Source organism: Algoriphagus vanfongensis DSM 17529 (assembly GCF_000429465.1).
Lineage (GTDB): Bacteria > Bacteroidota > Bacteroidia > Cytophagales > Cyclobacteriaceae > Algoriphagus > Algoriphagus vanfongensis.
Map to the genome: position 1 here is coordinate 42,727 of NZ_AUBX01000011.1, position 18,978 is coordinate 61,704.

Annotated in this window: 16 protein-coding genes; 11 read left to right on the forward strand and 5 right to left on the reverse strand. The window is 42.1% G+C overall.

Going from position 1 to position 18,978, the window contains the following annotated elements; all coding sequences use genetic code 11:
* Positions 1-14: 14 nt before the first annotated feature.
* The 3 genes from G460_RS0109020 to G460_RS0109030 all read right to left on the reverse strand — a co-directional run bounded on the left by G460_RS0109020 (position 15) and on the right by G460_RS0109030 (position 2,950).
* On the reverse strand, positions 15-680 hold the full coding sequence (locus G460_RS0109020; protein ID WP_026955045.1) for a CBS domain-containing protein: 666 nt from the start codon (positions 678-680) through the stop codon (positions 15-17).
* Positions 681-773: 93 nt separating this feature from the next.
* On the reverse strand, positions 774-1,970 hold the full coding sequence (gene chrA / locus G460_RS0109025; protein WP_026955046.1) for a chromate efflux transporter: 1,197 nt from the start codon (positions 1,968-1,970) through the stop codon (positions 774-776).
* 2 nt (positions 1,971-1,972) lie between these two features.
* The gene (locus G460_RS0109030; protein WP_026955047.1) at positions 1,973-2,950 is read right to left on the reverse strand and encodes an isopenicillin N synthase family dioxygenase; all 978 of its coding nucleotides are present in this window, start codon (positions 2,948-2,950) and stop codon (positions 1,973-1,975) included.
* A 191-nt stretch (positions 2,951-3,141) separates the two neighbouring features.
* Between G460_RS0109030 and G460_RS0109035 the strand changes: the two genes are divergently transcribed.
* From G460_RS0109035 to G460_RS0109055, 5 genes are all read left to right on the forward strand, one after another.
* On the forward strand, positions 3,142-3,912 hold the full coding sequence (locus G460_RS0109035) for a hypothetical protein (protein ID WP_026955048.1): 771 nt from the start codon (positions 3,142-3,144) through the stop codon (positions 3,910-3,912).
* A 39-nt stretch (positions 3,913-3,951) separates the two neighbouring features.
* Positions 3,952-5,223, forward strand: coding sequence for a serine--tRNA ligase (serS, locus tag G460_RS0109040; RefSeq protein WP_026955049.1), 1,272 nt, complete (start codon positions 3,952-3,954; stop codon positions 5,221-5,223).
* 433 nt (positions 5,224-5,656) lie between these two features.
* Positions 5,657-6,289 (forward strand): peroxiredoxin, encoded by a 633-nt coding sequence (locus tag G460_RS0109045; protein WP_026955050.1) that lies wholly within the window; start codon positions 5,657-5,659, stop codon positions 6,287-6,289.
* A gap of 10 nt (positions 6,290-6,299) precedes the next feature.
* A complete protein-coding gene (locus G460_RS0109050) occupies positions 6,300-6,611 on the forward strand; it encodes a thioredoxin family protein (RefSeq protein WP_026955051.1) in 312 nt (103 codons plus the stop codon).
* Positions 6,592-6,840 (forward strand): DUF6952 family protein, encoded by a 249-nt coding sequence (locus tag G460_RS0109055; RefSeq protein WP_026955052.1) that lies wholly within the window; start codon positions 6,592-6,594, stop codon positions 6,838-6,840. Before G460_RS0109050 ends, G460_RS0109055 begins: the two co-directional genes overlap by 20 nt.
* 89 nt (positions 6,841-6,929) lie before the next feature.
* On the opposite strand, the gene G460_RS0109060 is transcribed toward G460_RS0109055, so the two are convergent.
* Positions 6,930-7,358 (reverse strand): DUF305 domain-containing protein, encoded by a 429-nt coding sequence (locus tag G460_RS0109060; RefSeq protein ID WP_245578717.1) that lies wholly within the window; start codon positions 7,356-7,358, stop codon positions 6,930-6,932.
* A gap of 252 nt (positions 7,359-7,610) precedes the next feature.
* Here G460_RS0109060 and G460_RS0109065 point away from each other — a divergent pair, with 252 nt between their 5' ends.
* Positions 7,611-8,435 carry a glycoside hydrolase family 16 protein gene (locus tag G460_RS0109065; protein WP_026955054.1) on the forward strand — a complete coding sequence of 275 codons (825 nt, stop codon included), beginning with the start codon at positions 7,611-7,613 and terminating at the stop codon, positions 8,433-8,435.
* Between the two features lie 3 nt (positions 8,436-8,438).
* On the opposite strand, the gene G460_RS0109070 is transcribed toward G460_RS0109065, so the two are convergent.
* Positions 8,439-9,326 carry a bestrophin family protein gene (locus G460_RS0109070; protein ID WP_026955055.1) on the reverse strand — a complete coding sequence of 296 codons (888 nt, stop codon included), beginning with the start codon at positions 9,324-9,326 and terminating at the stop codon, positions 8,439-8,441.
* A 308-nt stretch (positions 9,327-9,634) separates the two neighbouring features.
* On the opposite strand from G460_RS0109070, the gene G460_RS0109075 reads away from it, so the two are divergent.
* The 5 genes from G460_RS0109075 (at position 9,635) to G460_RS0109095 (ending at position 18,604) form a co-directional block, all read left to right on the forward strand.
* Entirely contained in the window at positions 9,635-10,219 is a 585-nt protein-coding gene (locus G460_RS0109075; protein WP_169817507.1) for an RNA polymerase sigma factor, read from the forward strand.
* Positions 10,220-10,343: 124 nt separating this feature from the next.
* Complete coding sequence (locus G460_RS0109080; RefSeq protein ID WP_026955057.1) at positions 10,344-11,330, forward strand: FecR family protein; 987 nt, start codon at positions 10,344-10,346, stop codon at positions 11,328-11,330.
* Positions 11,331-11,417: 87 nt separating this feature from the next.
* Positions 11,418-14,900, forward strand: a complete 3,483-nt coding sequence (locus G460_RS0109085; RefSeq protein ID WP_026955058.1) for a TonB-dependent receptor — start codon at positions 11,418-11,420, stop codon at positions 14,898-14,900.
* Between the two features lie 29 nt (positions 14,901-14,929).
* Positions 14,930-16,687, forward strand: coding sequence for a RagB/SusD family nutrient uptake outer membrane protein (locus tag G460_RS0109090; protein ID WP_169817508.1), 1,758 nt, complete (start codon positions 14,930-14,932; stop codon positions 16,685-16,687).
* Between the two features lie 330 nt (positions 16,688-17,017).
* Positions 17,018-18,604, forward strand: a complete 1,587-nt coding sequence (locus tag G460_RS0109095; RefSeq protein ID WP_084421232.1) for a discoidin domain-containing protein — start codon at positions 17,018-17,020, stop codon at positions 18,602-18,604.
* Positions 18,605-18,978: the final 374 nt, after the last annotated feature.

The window sequence follows — 18,978 nt, forward strand, 5'->3', positions numbered from 1 at the left end:
CAAGGACCCTTGCTCTAAATATCTAAAAATCGAAGCAAGTTTCCGATTCGGTCTTCTTCACTGCTGATACCCGTTTCCTCTTGGTAATGATCGAGTATTCGGTATCCAAACCGTTCCAAAGTGGCTTTGACATGTCTTAACTCAGGCTGATCCAACTTGAGAGTCAATTTGATTTTGGAGTCATCCAAAGGGTCACTGGTGATGAATGAACTCAGGATTTTTGTGTTTTCCGACTCGATGACTCTGGATATTTCCGAAAGGGAATAGTCCGTCATGCTCAATGATATTATCAATACAGACCCATGGGACTGAATCGACAGGCTCTCCGCAAAAGCTGCGATAGCGTCTTCCATCGTCACCACTCCCAGATAAGTGGATTCTCGATCTAGTACCGCGACGACATTGGATTGATGCTCTGAGCTGACCTTGAGGACGTCATAGATGTGCTTATCGCTGAATACCCAGCAATTGGCATGATCCGGCATGATTTCTCCCACTTGTCTCTCTGGATCATTGAGATCAAAAATCATGTCCTCGTTGAGCAAACCAAGGAATTTTCCTTTCTCCACCACTGGTAAGACATCCGTGCGGATCTCTTCCATCCAGCCCAAAGCCATCTTGGTTTTGTCTGTCAGTTTGAGGGGTGGGATTAGATTGTTGATAAATTCGTAGGCCTGCATAGAAGAAAGATAGGCAATGATTTAGATTTTTAAAACGTCAAAAAGCCCTTTCTTGTTCCTGCTGCCAATAATTTGCTCGATCGGGAGCTAGTGTTATATGAAATGGTTGACTGCAATCCCTAGCAAAATCCCTCCCAAAATGATCAGAGGGGAGGATATTTTGGTGAATTGAAGCAAGCAATACGTGCCCAAAATCATAAAAATGTTAAGGAGGTTGGCTTCCAGCGGCTCAAAAAGTAAATAGGCAGCCGCAATCAACATACCGCAGGATACAGCATTGATGCCCTCCAGAGCGGCACGGACAGGTCGGTACTTTTTCAACTGATCCCAAAAGCGTATTACAAAAAATATCATGAATATCCCCGGAAGAAATATTCCCGCTGCGGCAATCAGACCTCCAGTTAAGAAACCGATAAAGCCGAATTCCTTCATGGAAAATGCTCCTACATAGGAGGAAAACGAGAACGTGGGGCCTGGTACTCCCTGCGAAATGGCATATCCGGTCAAGAATTCTTCAGAACTCAAAAAATGCTTGAAGTCGACAAATTCTGTGTATAAATAGGGGACGAGCACTTGTCCGCCTCCGAAGATCAAGCTGCCATTTCGATAAAAGTTTTCGAAAAGAATGACAGGTTGGTACTGTGTGGCTGCACCTAAAAGTGCAGCAAGGATCAATACGCCTCCCCATAGATAGAAGTTGGCCCACTGGATGACCAGAGGTTCCTCTTTTTCTATTTTCGGTTGCTTCTTGTATTTGATAGAGGTGCTCAGTCCTCCGATGATCAGCAAGACAGGGAAGACATAGGGAGAGCTGTAGAAAAATGAAATGAAAGTTGATATCAAAACCAGCACCATCGCTTCGGTGGTCTGGATCATTTTGGAGATGGTCTTTTGTGCGGCAAAAATGATAAAGCCGATAGCCATAGGCTGAATGAATTTGGCAAAATTGAGGGCGCCGGGAGTATTTTCTTTCAAAAAATAGATCAATGCTGCAGCTCCCGTCATGAGCAAGGATGCCGGAATAATCCAAACCAAAAGTGCCAGATAGGCCAGATTTGGTCCGCCAACTCTAAAACCTATCGCTGAAACTAGTTGTGTCGAAGATGGTCCAGGCAACATATTGCATAGGGCATTGAGCTCCCAGAGATCTTCTTCTGTAATGTAATTTCGCTGCTTGACCATTCGCTCCAGAAGCATGGCCAAGAATGCCTGAGGACCACCAAATGCAGTCAAAGAAAGGGCCAGAATGTCCCTGAGAAATAGGTAATATCTGACCCTTTTTACAGACATATTTATTTGCGAAGACCTAGTTCACGCAGTCTTTCTTCCAAAAACTCTCCTGCCGTAGCATCCTTGAAAAGTTTTGGGTTTTCGGAATTCACGCAACTTTCCAAACAGGTCAAATCCATCTCCGATCTTGGGTGCATGAAAAACGGAATGGAATAACGGCTGGTATTCATCAGTTCACGTGGAGGGTTGACTACGCGGTGGATGGTAGATTTCAGTTTTTTATTGGTCAGTCGCTCCAGCATATCGCCGACATTGACGACCAGTTGATCAGGTAGCGCTGTAATCGGGATCCACTTCCCGTCCTTGCGAAGTACTTGCAGTCCATCCGCACTGGCTCCCATCAGGAGGGTGATCAAATTGATGTCACCGTGCTCCGCAGCTCGTACCGCGTCTTCTGGCACCTCGTCTGGATTGGTAATTGGGAAATAGTGGATTTGTCTCAAAATAGAATTGCCATAAGCGACCTTGTCTTCAAAATAATCCTCTGGTAAATCAAGGATCAAAGCGATAGCCTGAAGCATGGCCTTTCCGGCTTTCTCCAAAGTCTGATAAGCCTCGACTGCATCTTGCTGAAAAGCGGGAATCTCTGCTGGCCAGACATTTTCAGGGTACTCATTTTTGACTGGATCTGACTCCGGGATGAATGAAATTTCCTGTCCTACATGGTAGAATTCTTTCAGATCTCCAGTGTTTCTGCCTTTGGCATGTTCTTTTCCTTTGCCAGTGTAGCCGCGCTGGTATCCGATTTCCGGTTTTTCGTATTGGGATTTGACTTGGTCTTCCAATGCAAAAAACGATTTGATAGAAGCATAAAGCCGATCCTGCAGATCCTGCGTCAAGCCATGGTTTTTGATGGCAACGAAGCCGATGTTCTGATAAGCATCGCCCAGTTTTTTCACAAATTCGGCCTTTTGAGCCGGTGTTCCCGAAGTGAAATCTGCCAGATCTAGGCTGGGTATTTCATCAAATAGTATATCCATGGTAAGATTTGCTTAAAGCTTTCATTCAAAATTTTGACTAAAAATAACAGGTCTCTCTGCTTTTTCGGTAGGAAAAAACACAAAATGCGCCAAATTCCTTCACTTTTTGGCTGATGAGCAAGAAACTAAGGAATTCATGGCTTAGCTCATAATCACAAAAAATAATACCTTTAATATCAAAAGCCCGCTGTATGAAAAAATATCTGATCTGGACTCTGCCGCTAGTGTTAGCACTTGTCTCCTGTAGTGAGGAACGGAAGAAAATCAATGAATCTGAGGTGGATTTGCCTAGAGATTCGGTTCAGGTCGATCAGCAAAAGCCAAAGGTGAGTTTTTATCAATACGAAGATACCCAGGCTTATCCAGATGCGATTTTGGAACTCTATACACCATTGGGCAATCAGGTTTTTAAGCCGGGCAAGGTTCCCTTTGAGTTCAATATCAAAAACTATCCCTTTGAAGAAGAAGCTTCTGATCGCTTTTTGCTTTTCAATATCCTCAACGGAGATGACCCGCATGGATTTCGTTCTCCGATTTTTCAGAGAGACCTCAAAGAAGGAAGCTATCGCGTGGTCGCTTATTTGGTGGATGAGGAGGGGTTGGCTTTGAAAAACTTTGGCAATTATGTGGATCGAGACTTTCAAGTGGGGGATTCACGCCCTTTTCCCTATTCCGCGGAGCCCTATTTGGCAGTTAATCTTCCGATCAATAATCAGATTGTGGATGAATCCCATGAGTTGATTGTGGATTTTTTGGTAGTGGGAGGAGATATGAAGCTGGATGGTTTGAAGGTACAGGTACAGGTGGGAGAGTATTCCTATGAAATAGACCACATGGCCCCGATCCGGGTGGCCAACCTGCCTGCTGGCAACTATCAAATGCAGATCAAGCTGCTTCGCACCAACGGAGAGGAGCTTTCAGGTCCATTCTCTTCAGTCAGCAAGGCCATCATTGTAAGATAAGTCCCTATCTTTGCAGCTTTATTTATTACCAATTTTCTCATGCTATTAGTAAATCAAATCCGAGAGAACTTTGAGACTGTATTAGCAGGTCTTCAAAAACGCAATTTTCCAAATGCTGAAAGCACCCTGCAAGAGGTGATCCAGCTAGATGATCAGCGCAAGTCGTCCCAGACACAGCGGGATCAGATTCAGGCTGAGTTCAATTCGATTTCGAAGCAAATCGGGATGTTGATGAAAGAAGGAAAGCGTGAGGAGGCCGAGCAGGCAAAAGCCAGAACTGCAGAGATCAAATCTCAAATCAAGGATTTGGAGGAGGAAAACTCCAAGGCGGAGGAAGCCTTGAAAGCTCTGCTTTACACCATTCCGAATGTGCCACATATTTCTGTTCCTGTTGGAAAAGCCGCTGAGGACAATGAAGTGGTGCTGGAGCATGGAGTGATCCCAACGCTAGCCGATGATAAATTGCCACATTGGGAACTGATCAAGAAGCATGACATCATTGATTTTGATTTGGGCGTGAAAATCACCGGAGCTGGATTTCCTGTGTATAAAGGAAAAGGAGCCAGACTTCAGAGAGCGTTGATCAATTTCTTTCTAGATGAAGCGATTGCTGCTGGCTATTATGAAGTGCAGCCTCCCATCTTGGTCAATGAGGACTCCGGCTATGGCACAGGTCAATTGCCGGATAAAGAAGGTCAGATGTACCATTCGACTGCTGATAATTTGTATTTGATCCCGACAGCCGAGGTGCCGATTACAAATATGTATCGAGATGTGATTTTGGGCGAAGAAGACCTCCCTGTGAAAAACGTGGGACATACTCCTTGCTTCAGAAGAGAAGCAGGTTCTTGGGGTGCTCATGTGAGAGGTTTGAACAGATTGCATCAATTTGACAAGGTAGAGATCGTGCAGATCACACATCCAGACAAATCCTATGAGGCTTTGGAGGAAATGAGTCAGCACGTGCAGATGCTATTGCAAAAGCTGGAACTACCTTATCGCGTGTTGAGACTATGTGGAGGTGATATGGGCTTTACCTCTGCATTGACATTTGATATGGAAGTATATTCAGCAGCGCAGGAAAGATGGCTGGAAGTGAGCTCAGTTTCCAATTTTGAAACATACCAGTCCAACCGCTTGAAGTTGAGATTCAAAGGTGCTGATAAGAAAACTCAATTGGCTCACTCTCTCAATGGTTCGGCATTGGCTCTGCCAAGAATCGTAGCTGCGATTTTGGAAAACAATCAGACTCCTGAGGGCATCATCATGCCGAAAGTATTGCAGCCTTATTTAGGTTTCGACAAAATATAAGCTTACAGAGTCAAGAGCTAAGTGTCAAGAAACAAGGATCAAGACTAAAGTTGATTGGGTTTCTGAATGCTCCTACTGATTACTGGGAACTTTAAATAAACCCTTTAAGAGTTTAAAACTCTTGAAGGGTTTTTTATTCCTCCTTTATCTGGATACTAAGACTGTTCACTAAAACACTAACCACGATAGCTTTTTCAAATGATCAATAGAATCTTTCAATTGGAAATTTTTTCTACTGTTCGCAACGGATTGCGGAAATTTTTCTGATGCTCTCCTGTCTATTTTTTCGAAATTATATTTTTCATAAATCAATTAGATGAAATAATAACTGGTCTGATCACTGATGATTTGGCTCTCGCAGACACTTCTACTTTTTAAATTCTTAATTCCTGAGCTAGCTTTGTACTATCAAATTTTAACAAAACAACGAAACATGGCATTAGTCGGAAAAAAAGCTCCAGCGTTCAATGTAGGAGCAGTAATCAACGGAGAGGAAATCGTAGAAAACTTCAACTTGGAGCAATTCCTAGGCAAGAAGAATGTTGTTCTTTTCTTCTATCCAAAGGATTTTACTTTTGTGTGCCCAACTGAGCTTCACGCTTTCCAGTCCAAATTGGCTGAATTTGAAAAAAGAGATACTGTAGTGATCGGTTGCTCTACAGATACTGAAGAGACTCACCTAGCGTGGTTGATGACTCCAAAAGCTGAAGGCGGTATCGAAGGTGTGAATTACACCATCTTGGCTGACGCTGCAAAAACTATTTCTTTGAACTACGGTGTTTTGGCTGGAGAGTATGGATTTGATCCTGAGACCAACCTATGGTCATTCGAAGGTGCTCCTGTAGCATATAGAGGTACATTCTTGATCGACAAAGAAGGAATCGTACGTCATGAGTCTATCAACGACCTTCCTCTAGGAAGAAACATCGACGAATATTTGAGAATTCTAGATGCACAACTTCACGTGGAGAAATTTGGCGAAGTATGTCCTGCCAACTGGGAGGAAGGAAAAGAGGCTATGAAAGCTACCAACGAAGGTGTGGCTACTTACCTATCCAACAATTAATTAGAAAACCATGATTGAACTAACTGAAGATACTCTACAGGAGCTAGTAGATAGCAACGATCAAGTCATCGTACAATTTTCTGCTGGCTGGTGTGGCAACTGCCGCATCATGAAGCCAAAGTTTAGAAGACTGGCTGGCGAAAACGCGGACAAGGTTTTTGTCATCGTCGATGCCGAAAAATTTCCTCAGTCCAGAAAATTGGCTCAGGTAAATAATCTGCCAACTTTCGCTTCTTTCAAAGGAGGTCAGTTGGTCAACCAAATACAAACGAATAAAGAGGACCAATTAAAAGCTTTGATCCATGAAGTTGCCAGTAATTAAGACTATCCAACGAACCTGCACTCCTGAGCAAATCGAGACGGCATTGGAGGTATTGGAAAATATCTCTGAAGCTCCATCGCTGAAAGAGCCAGAAATCGACGTGATCGGAGAGCTGATCTCCAACCTATGTGGTGCTTTGGAAGTTCATGAGCTAGTGGCGGACGGAATGTCTGAAAAAGATGCCGGGAATGCTTTCATGAAAAAAGTGTTGGGATCTATAGATCGTTAAATCAACGGGCCGGAAGGTGTTCCGGTCTGCATTTATATAAACAGGGTCTACTGTTACACTTAAAAGGAATCTCAATCGAGATTCCTTTTTTATTGTTCTTCATTTTCAAGTCTTTGGATCATTTCTTTCATCTGTGCAATTTCTTTCTCTTGAGTTTGGATGATGTCTTCTGCCAGTTTTTTTACTTCAGGATCTTCAAGGTTGGCCTGTGAGCTCGTCAAAACAGCAATAGAGTGATGAGGAATCATGGCTTTCATCCATTTGACATCCTCTATTGGCGTCTGGGATCTCACGAGAATGGTGGAGATCAGCATCAGCATCATACTGGAGATGACTATTGCAGAGTTTTTGAGAGAGTTGGTATACATTTTTTTCATGAAGAAAAACATGATCAGCGCCATTCCCGATACGCCTATGAGCGTCATATAAAGCCTAGTCCAGCTGAAATAAACATGGCTAAATTCATAAGTATGAAAGTACATCGTGATATACATGGAGATGGCCGACGCTAGGCACATGAGGATAAATTTGGTATAAGGGGATTTAGTATGATTCATCTTCTTTCACATTTCTGGTTCTCGGATTTAGAAGAGAAATAATTGTACCAGTGGGCTAAACGGCACCAGAGTATCATTGAGCGGCATAAATCCCTGATGCGGTGGGGAAAGTGATTCACTTTTGGTGGAATATCCGCACAAGGATTTGAATGGATAGCTCGATGTGGCCTAAACTCATGACAGGGAGGCACAGAGAAATGATTACTTTGCGGGATGAAAAAATCACTGTTCCTTTTAGTTTTAATGGCGCTCATTGGATCTTGTAGTCGACACCCCTATAGATTGCAGGATGACTATATCTACCTTCAGAAAAATGGACGCGCTGGTAAACAATGGGAGTTGGTATGGAAGGATGAGTTTGACGCGACATCGCTGGATACGACAAAGTGGACTAAGATTCCTCCCAATCAGGCCGATTGGGGGAATTACATGTCAGATGATGAGCGATGCTATGATTTGAATGAAGGAAAAATGATCTTAAGGGGCATCTCCAATGAAAATAACCTGGACGACCCACGCCCTTATTTGACTGGAGGAATCTATACCAAAGGGAAGTTTGCCTATCAATATGGGAAAATAGAAATCCACGCCAAATTGGGCTCAGCGCAAGGCGCCTGGCCAGCGATGTGGATGCTGGCTGAGCAGGATAAGTATGGGAACTATCCTAAAAATGGAGAAATCGATATCATGGAGCATATTAATTTCGAAGATAAAATCTATCAGACGACTCATTCTTACTATACTCTAGATCTCAAACAAACTCAAGTTCCACCTCATGGTGGTACAGCTGAATTTGACAAGGATGATTTCAATACATTTGGATTGGAGTGGTATCCTGATCGATTGGTTTTCACTCTGAATGGAGAAGAAACTTTTACTTACCCGAGACTGACAGATGTGGATCCCAGTCAGTGGCCTTACGATCAGCCATTTTACCTCATGATCGACATGCAGCTCGAAGGTAGCTGGGTAGGCAAAGCTAATCCCGATCACCTGCCAGTAGAAATGGAGATTGATTGGGTGAGAGTTTATCAGTAGGCCCTATTCCAAAATTTCTCCGACATGCTTCTCGATGTTTTGGGAAATTTTATCCATAGGTAGATCATTTGCGTCGGTGCCAAAAGGTTCTTCGATTTCCTCAGCAATCAACTCCAAGCTTGCCAATACATAGAAAATAAAAGCCACGATAGGAGCAGCGAAGTACCCGAGCGAGAACGAGTAACCCCATGGAAGTGTGAGGATGTACAGCATGATAAATTTTTTGATAAAAGCACTATAGCTGTAGGGAATCGGGGTGTTGAGAATCCGCTCACATGCTCCACAGATGTCTGTGAAGCTGGAGACTTCTCCATTGAGAACGATGAGCTGGTCACCGTTGATTTTGCCCTCTAGGTGGAGCTGGTTGACTTTGCCAAAAAGTTGCTTTGCGATCTGATTGGGGATGTGCTTGTTGTAATCCATCTCAAACAGCTTTTTATTGCTCCCCTCGGAGTCATCTAAGCTGTATTTTGTCTTTTTGGAACGCAGGTGATCCTTAAGGGCAAAAGCATACATGGGAATCAGCCTTCTGAAAAACTGTCGACTCTCAGCATCCTCATTGGGGACCATTGCATCGATTTTTATTGCAAAATTCCGACTGTTATTTACCAGGCTTCCCCAGAGTTTACGGCCTTCCCACCAGCGGTCATAGGCGGTGTTTGTTCGGAATACCAATAAAAGCGAAATCACAAAGCTCAGCAAACTATGCATGGCGGGTAGATTTCGCAGCCAGCTATCTTGAGATACATGGAGTACCTCTAGCTCCAAGGCGACAACTCCCACGGTATAGCAAACCAGAAAAAAGATAAGTGGGGCCAGCTTGGAAAGTGTGTCTGACCGGCGGACTACAAACAGAAATTGCCAGAGGTCTTTGGATTCATAGGTTTTCATATCGGAAAAAATACGACAAGTGAATTATTTGACCAAAGCGGGAGTGTGTGAAAAATAGGTGTTATGGACTAATACGGCCATATTTCCTTGTTTTAAAGGTTTTCAATGGCTTTTTACCGAAATCATTTCCGGAAAAAAATAAAAAAAGTACTATGATTACCATAAAAATATAATATTATTGATGCTACTTAAGTGAAACTTAAGAGTAATAATGAAGGTTTTTGTTGCTATTTTCTTTTGGGTTTGAGTCTCTTTTCCAAAGAATAAAAGCCAAAAAATCTCTTTGATAGATTAGCATTCGATTAGAGTTGAAGAAGTATCAGGAATATTCAGATGGACAGTTGGCTACTTTGCTGAAGGAAGGGAAAGTAGCTGCGTTTGATGAATTGTATCGGAGGTACTCGGGGAAGCTGTTGGGTTTTGCCCGGACATTTTTTGTAGAGGGGGCTGACGCGGAAGAGGTCGTGCAGGAGATTTTTATCCAATTGTGGGAAAAGAGGAAGAAAATAAAATCAGACCAAAACATTGAATCGTTTTTATTCACCTGCGTCAAAAACAGGGTTTTCAATCAGCTGAGAGCCCGAAAGAAAGAAGTGAGACTGGAAGAGAATGCTGCTGATGCACTAGTGGATGAATCATATGTGGAGGAAAGTAGTTTTTTTGAAAGTAGAAAAGCTGCTGTCTTTCAGATTTTGGGACATCTTCCACCGACACAAAAGGAAATTTTCACACTGAGTAAACTGGAGGGATATTCCCATCAGGAAATAGCTGATATGATGGATGTGTCGATCAGGACGGTGGAGCATCACATTTATTTGGCCAAAAAGCAACTGAAAAGCCAAGTTCTCAAGAAGGTTCCCTTTATCATTCTACTCTTTTCTATCTTTCTTTAAGTGATAGGTAGATAGCGGATTTTTGCTTTCTGATACGGCGTGAAAAGATTTTGAAATTTTTTTTAAAAAATAGTAAGTAGTCCCTGGGTCGAAGGTGTATTAGGACCAAAGAATACACCAAACTGTGGATAGAGATCTTCTCATTAAGTTTTTAAATAAAAAATGCACAGCCTCTGAGGAGGCTCAGGTGATCGAGTGGCTTAGTTTGCCAGGTTCCCAAGAGCATTTGGATCAGATCATGCAAGAAGCATGGGATACTACTGAGCCTTCCGGTGAGGAAGAGGTTTTGGGAAAAATCCTTCGAAACGTCCATGATCAGGCTATAGACTTCAAAAAGCCGGGAAAGGGTAGAGCTCTTTCATTCCCTTGGGGCATAGCTGCGTCCATTTTTTTGATTGCCGCGCTTCTATTTCTAGTAGTAGAGACCTATCGGGACTCTGAGGAAGCTACAGAACAGCCGCAACTTGCTGTAATTCATAGAGAGACAAAGCCTGGACAAAAACTCACTCTGAAGCTTCCAGATCAAAGTGTGGTCATCCTGAATTCCAATTCTTCTCTGGAGTTTGACTCCAACTATGGCAAAGAGGATCGCAGGATCAAGGTCAATGGAGAGGCATATTTCGTCGTGTCATCTGATCCTGAGCGTCCATTTATTGTAGACTCAGGGGATTTGCTGACGAGGGCTTTGGGTACTGAGTTTAACATCAATACCAGAAATGACCTAGAGCAAATTGCTTTGACTGAAGGAAAAGTTCTGGTCACTTTGGAACATGCGCAGTCTTCCGAGGGTGAGTTGGTCTTGGTGCCAGGTGAGTCAGCTACTTTTTCCCGGAAGGATCCTTCGATCCAAGCTGGGAAGTTTGATACTCAGAATCTGACGGCCTGGAAAGAAGGGAAAATCAGATTTCAAAGAGAAAAACTCAAAGACATTTTTGATCAGCTACAGAGCTGGTATGGAGTGGATTTTCAGTTGAAGCCCGGTGTCCAAGTTCAGCGCAAAGTCTCTGGAGTTTTCAATAACGAGAGCCTCGAGAATATCCTCGTGGGCCTTTCATTTTCTATGGGATTTGAGTTTTCGATCCAAGATGAACAAGTAATCATTAAACCCTAAATACTAACTGATGAAGCAGATTTACCAAATCGCCAAAATCCTATTTCAGGATTTGGAACTCGTGAAACCACCTAAAACCATACATATATGAAACAAAACTTACTCCGAAAAATGAAGAGGCTGTCCAAGTGCTGCTTGTACGGTCTTTTGATCCAAAGTATGTTTCTGACTACCCTGATAGCCGGGGAGTCAAATGCACAGATCAAGTCCATCGACCAAGTGGCTGTGAAGCTCAGCAAGGAGGTCTGGAGTATTCGAGATCTGTTTGAGTTTATCGAGTCCAACTCGGATTACACCTTTGTCTATCCGGATGATGTGGTCTATGGACTTCCAGAGATCGACTTTGAGAAGGGCAAAAAGACTGTGGAAGACATCCTGAAGGTCTTTGCGCAGGAGACAGGGTTGAAATTCAAGCAAGTCAACAACAGTATCTATGTAGGAAAAAATCAAGAGCTGGCTGCTTTATTGGAAGTAGCCGAGGAGGTAATCGAGGTGACTGGAGTAGTGAAAGATGATGCTGAATTCCCGATACCTGGAGTGACTGTCATCGAAAAAGGAACTACCAATGGAACAGTGACTGACTTAGATGGGAAATACCAATTGAGTGTCCAAGAAGGAGCGTCATTGGTTTTTTCATTTATTGGATATACTACCCAGACTATAGCAGTAGATGGTAGAAGTTACATAGATGTGTTTTTGCAAAATGACTACGGTGATTTGGATGAAATCGTGGTGGTTGGGTATGGTACTCAGAAGAAAAGTAACCTGACAGGGTCGGTTACGGATCTGAAAGCTGATAAATTGGTTCAGACGCCTGTCACCAATGTAAAAGGACTTTTAATTGGTCAAGTCCCTGGCTTGATTTCCAATCAAAACCCGGGCTTACCTGGTCAGGACAATGCCTCCCTGAGCATCCGTGGATTTGGGGATCCTCTAGTCATTGTAGATGGGATAGAGTCCAATCTGGATAGAATCGATCCTAATGATATAGAGACGATCACAGTTTTGAAAGATGCTTCAGCGGCTATTTATGGAGCTAGAGCTGGTAACGGGGTGATTTTGGTCACTACCAAAAGAGGTGAATCAGGGTCTATGTCGGTCAACTACCATGGCTATGTAGCGTCCCAGAAGAGATTGACATTTGCCGAGCAGGTAGATGCAGCAGGTTTTATCAAACTAGGAAGGGATGCGGTATTCAATGGACAATACGACCCCGCAAACCCTGATGCTGACATTAGCTACGGTACTTTATTTACCGAAGAAAACCTGAATCTATATGAGTCGGGTGAGCTACCAAGCTACAATTGGGTAGACGCCGTGGTAAAAGATAGCGGTTCGCCATTGATGAGTCATAACCTAAGTATCAGAGGTGGAAGCGAAAAGATTCGTTACTATTCTTCTGTAGGCTATTTGGCTCAGACAGGGATTTTCAAGGGGGATTATGATTACAACAAACTTACCTTGACCAATAACCTTGATATTGACCTTTTCAAAAATGTGACCTTGACTATCAATGGGCAGTATATCAAAGAAGAACAAGACTACTCAGCTGAGGCTCCCTCGGTAATCTGGAATGACCTGCGTACATCGCAGCCAATTTTCAACCCAAATCTTCCAGATGATGATAAGGCTCCGTACTCTGGGTTCTCAGCGAGATCTCCTGTGGCAAGAATCTATCAAAAATTTGTAGGATATGACAGAACCGATAAGCATACCCTTACAGGATCTGCAGAGCTAAAGTATGATTTACCTTTTGTAAAAGGACTAGCTGTGGGAGGTAAAATCAATGTGAGAGCAAGAAACCTCCAAAATGCTACATTAAATACTCCATACGAAGTTTATACTTATGATGCTGATGCGGTGACTTCGGATTTTGACGGATATACGTTGCAAGGCTCTATTCAGGGAAATTCCTTCAGTAGATCCAACTATTTCGGAGGGGCCAATGACCCCAACAGTAGAGTGCTATCTAGATTCTACGCTACTTACAATAAAGAGGTGAATGATCATGAGTTTGGAGCGTTGCTATTCGGTGAAAATGAAAATAACACGTACCGCTCTCTGACTGTGACACGAGTAGATCTCTTGTCTACTGAGGTGCCACAGGTCGGTGGAACCAATGAATTGACTCGTACTTCTGGTACTGGTAGAGATATCGAATATACTCGAGTGAGTTTCGCAGGAAGATTTAACTACGCTTATGCAGGGAAGTATTTGTTTGAAGCGACTCTTCGTGCGGATGCCAGCTCTAAATTTGGGTCCAATGCTTGGGGTTATTTCCCGTCCATTTCTGCAGGGTGGAATATTGCCCGAGAAGATTTCTTGGCCAATTCATCTACCATCGATCAATTGAAGTTGAGGCTATCCTATAGCCAGACTGGTGTGGACAGCAATGTTGGCAATACCTCATTTAATTATCTTTCTGGTTTTGAGCAATCAGGTTCAGCTGTTTATTACCTAGATGGTTCTCCTACAGCTATGATTGACAATACCGGCTTGGTAAATCCGGATATTACTTGGGAAGAGACTACCCTATACAATGCAGGTGTAGATCTGACCATGTTTAATGGGACTCTATATTCTACCCTTGATGTATTTTATAGATATAGAGATGGTTTGTTGAGAACTCCACTTGAGGCACTTCCATCTACTTTTGGAGCGACATTGCCTCAAGTGAATTTGGATTCCAGAAGTAATAGAGGGTTTGAACTTTCTATTGGGAATCAAGGTGCTGTTGGAGATTTTAGATATGACATCAATGTAGGGGTGGCCTATGCCAGACAGAAATATGAAAATTACGAAGAAGACATTGACATGTCAGACCCTATCCAAGTTCAATTTGATCAATTAAGCGGAAGATGGGTGAATATCACTTATGGGTATAAGACCGATGGCCTTTTTGATACACAGGCTGAAGTAGATCAATATTTAGAGCAATATACCATCGAAGATATCAACGGCTCCCCAAAACCAGGAGACATCCGCTATGTGGATATCAACGGTGATGGTGTGATCAACCGCGCTGACCGATATCAGATAGGATATGGAAACAATCCTGACATTACTTACAACATTTCTCCAAGAGTGTCTTACAAAGGATTCAGTCTAGCCATGCTATGGCAGGGAGGAACACACTTTAGTGTAAATATGACAGGATTGAATAGAGCGGCATTTAATAATGAGCAAGTTCCTCTAAAGATTCATGAGCAATATACCTGGGCTCAAGATCCAAGTAATCCAGGGGTAGGCTCCAATCCCAATGCTCAATTGCCTGCCTATGAAAGAAACGGTACAAGACCATGGAATAACATCAACTCAGATTTCTGGATGTATGACGGAACCTATATTCGTCTGAAAACAGCGACTCTATCTTATTCTTTTCCAAGTGCCATCTTAGATAAAGTAGGACTGAGCAATGCCAATGTGTACATGTCTGGAGACAATCTAGTGTCTTTTAATAAGCTGGGAATTTATAAAGATGCAATAGATCCAGAGGAAGCCTCGAGCAACAATGGTTTTGGTCTGCCTCTACTTCGTACTATGTCCTTTGGTGTACAGCTTGGATTTTAATAATGTATCAACGAAAAAACATGAATATCATGAAATCAAGAATAGTAATAGTGGTGCTTTTGTTGGCCGTTTTTGCATCATGTGAAAGTCAGTTGACCAAAACTCCTGATTTTATTTCAGAAGATGTGGTCTTTGAGGACGAAAGTCTGACAGAAGCTTACCTGGCCAGTGTATACAACAGGATGGAGTTTATAGATACCGGAGGGGAAGGTACTCTAAACATGGGAATGATCCCGGCTGCCGGAGCAGAACATATTAATTTTGCCAACTGGCAAACCCCAAATAGTACCTATAGAAGGTCTTATACAGCAGCTTCAGGACCCGGTCCATTGAACTATTGGAAATACGGTGCTATTCGTGACCTCAATTATCTCCTCGAAAACATCGTGAATAGTGAATCTCTGGATGAAGAGTATATTCTTCAGAAAAGCAATGAAGCAAGATTTCTGAGAGCCTTTATCTATTTTGAAATGGCCAAGAGATTTGGAGGAGTTCCATTGATCACCAAGGTTCAAGATGTGGAGGATCCAGAAGAGGAGTTGTTTCCGGCTAGAGCTTCCGAGCAGGAGATTTATGAGTTTGTGCTGTCTGAGCTGGATGATATCTTAGTCACTATGCCGGATGCAAAAACTGGAGCAAGTGGTAGAGCGGATAAATACACAGCTTTGTCTTTATTGTCACGAGCTTCCTTGTATGCAGCCAGTATCGGTCAGTTTGGAGAAGTCCAAGCCGATGGAGTAGTAGGCATTTCATCATCAGATGTAGAGGGTTTTTATCAGAAATCCTATAATGCAAGTAAGGAAATCATCGAGAGTGGGATGTTTGCTCTTTACAATAAGCATGATGATAAGGTTACTAACTTCACTCAACTGTTTCTCGATGAAGGGAATGAAGAAGTGATTTTCGCGGAGGTATTTGAGCCAATTATTAGAGGGCATGGCCTGGACAATCTGGCTACACCTGCTGGTTTTTTATCTACCTGGAATTCTAATTATCCAGTTCTGTATGATTTTGTGGAGCAGTTTGATTTTGTCGATGGCAGAAAGGGAACAGACATTTCTAGAGATGATTTAAATGCTGACAACTCTTGGGATATCGATGATTTCTTCGGAATGAGAGATCCTAGATTCAAGTCCTCCGTTTTCTATCCTGAGTCTGTTTGGCAGGGTGGTTTGGCATATTTTCACAGTAGCACCACATATACCAATGATGCTGGAGAGCGTGTGACGGTTACTTCCGGCACTTTGGATAGAAATGGAGAAGAGTGGCCTGCAGCTTGCCATCCTCGAAATGCAAGAAACACCGCCTTGCTTTTGCGAAAAAGACTTGACGAGTCCAATCTTGAGCCAATTGCAGGTAGGTCTGGTCAGGATTATTATGTGTTTAGATATGCTGAGACACTTTTGAATTTTGCTGAAGCGGCATTTTATCTTGGCAATACCAATGAAGCCTTGGAAGCATTGAATCAATTGAGAGATCGTGCGGGAATGCCGCTATTGACTGATGTCACAGAGGAGAATATCAGACAGGAGAGACAAGTGGAGCTTGCCTTTGAAGGTCATAGATTTTGGGACCTGATTCGCTGGAGAATTGCTCCTCAGTATTTGGACAATGTCCGTACCAAAGGGTTGGTATTCAACTATGATATGGATGCTGACAAATATGTCATCACCCTAAAAAATGCTGAAGGGGAAGACCGCGTATTTGGCCCTGAGCGCTACTATTTGCCGATTTCCTTGGCATTGATTGCTGATAATCCAAATCTTGTTCAAAACCCGGGTTATTGATATTTGAAATATAAAAGGGGAGGAGGTTTTCTGCTTCTTCCCTTTCTTTTTTTTAACCTGTAGCGGTATATATAAGTTTATTTATATGTTGTATAGAGGTGTTTTATAGTTTGTGTTTCCATTAAACAGGAATAGTAATTTAGGGGTGATTTTTTATTTTTTTGAATAAATTTTTTTATAAAACAATACATATTTTTGTGATATTTTTTTCTTTTTTTATGCTTTATTTCGATTTGAAAATCGATAAAAAATCTGTGAGTTTTGTTTTATTAAGTTGTTGAATTATAGTATAATTATGTATTAAATATTTATAAAAATTAATATATAATTATGAAAAAAAACAATTATTTTTCTAGGCTGACATTACTATGTCTTTCACTTTCTATGTTGCTTAGTTCTTGTGAGCTAATTGATATAGTGTTTATTCAAAAAGCAGACACTGTTAATCCTCACAAACTCAATGTAATTTACTTTTTGCCGAGTGATATGGAGCCTCATTTGGAGTATGAGCGAAGGCTTTCTGGTGCTTTGCGGCATATGCAAGGATATTTTGGTCGTCAATTGGAGCAAAATGGCTATGGTTACAAGACCTTTGGGGTCCAAGAACATCCTGAGATTCCGGGGTATGTCAATATAAAAGTCATTCACGCAGCTGGAGATCACAAGGACTACCCTTATTCTGGAGGAGGAAATAAGGCGGTGAACGAAATAAAGGCCTATTTTGAAGCTCATCCCGAAGAAAAGACAAGTGATCATTTCCTCGTTTTTATCCCTGTCCATGAGGATGGTACTGGGGTCCCTTTTTATGGTCTTGGTAAGTTTGCATTTACTCGTGATTATGCAGGAGGCTATGATATGGAAAAATGGGTAGATGGTGAAGGATTTCCTACGGTGGAGGATAAGTGGATAGGAGGAACGATACATGAATTAGGACATGGGCTTAACCTTCCTCATAATCGTCAAAGAGTTTCCGATGATTTTATCGCAATGATGGGTAATGGTAACAGTTCCTATTGGAATCAGCCAAACAATATTAAATTGACAAAAGCATCCGCAATGATTCTACGCTATAATCAATTGTTTTCATCAGATCCAACTATACAGTTTTATGAAGAAAGTCCTGTCGTAGAGTTTATGAATCAAAGGGTCTATGCAGACAGTGAATATCTATATGTACAGTCTAAATTTACGAGTACTGTCCCAGTCAGAGGTGCGATAGTATATAATGATCCTAAAACAAATGAAAATGACGCGGATTATAATGCAATCACTTGGGCAAACGGGGTTATACCTACATTTGATGGTGATAGTATTTCATTTAAAATGCCTCTTAGTGATATTGATGAGCATTTCAAAGAACATCCATTTTCGCTAAGACTCTCATTGGTACATGAAAACGGAAGGATAGTCACTACATCTTACCCATATTCTTTTGTCAACGGTCAGCCCAATATCGATGTAAATGAAAAAACCTATTTGGATTATGATAGGAGTAATTGGACCATAGCAGGTTTCTCTTCTCAAGAGGAATATGCAGCTGAAGGTGCCTTGCCTGGTTTGGCAGAGTACCTTCTAGATGGAGATTATGATAGCTTTTGGCATTCTGGTTGGAAGACAAGCCCTCCTAAGCATCCTCATTGGGTTGCTATCGATATGGCGTCCCAAAAGACAATCCATGGTATCTCTGTAGTCCAAAATCAGAAGAGTACCAATGGAATGCTAAAAGATTTTACACTTTATGTGTCTGATGACAATGAAAATTGGTCAACGGTAGGTGATTTTACCGCATCCAACTCGATGACTCGACAGCAAATTGTTTTGGATACTCCTGTTGAAGGCCGATATTTCAAAATCCAGACTTACAATTCTTATGGCGGTACCAATGCCAATAGAATTTCAGAACTGGCGGCTTTCTAAACACCAAAAGAGCAAAATAGCAACACAGCCTGATGAAAGTTAGGCTGTGTTTTTTTGACTTCATTAAAGAAATGATTCTCAGTATTTAGTTGTGATTTGTCAATCAGCTCTAGATTTTTTTGAAAAGGGATCTTTGATAAGGATGTCAAGTGCCAAATAGTGAGAATCCCAAGTAGGGGATAGGCCCAAGAGATTATTCATATAGCCTAGGCTCACCGTAAGGACATTCCCTGGTAGATCCGCTGAATAGTACAGGCAAATACGGCTTTCCTAGTATTTCCATTGGTTCCAATTTTCTGTTTTTCCTGTAGAAAATAATGCCTCTATATTTGCTGCGATTTTCTGAGTTTCTGACCAAAAAAAGTAACTGCCAG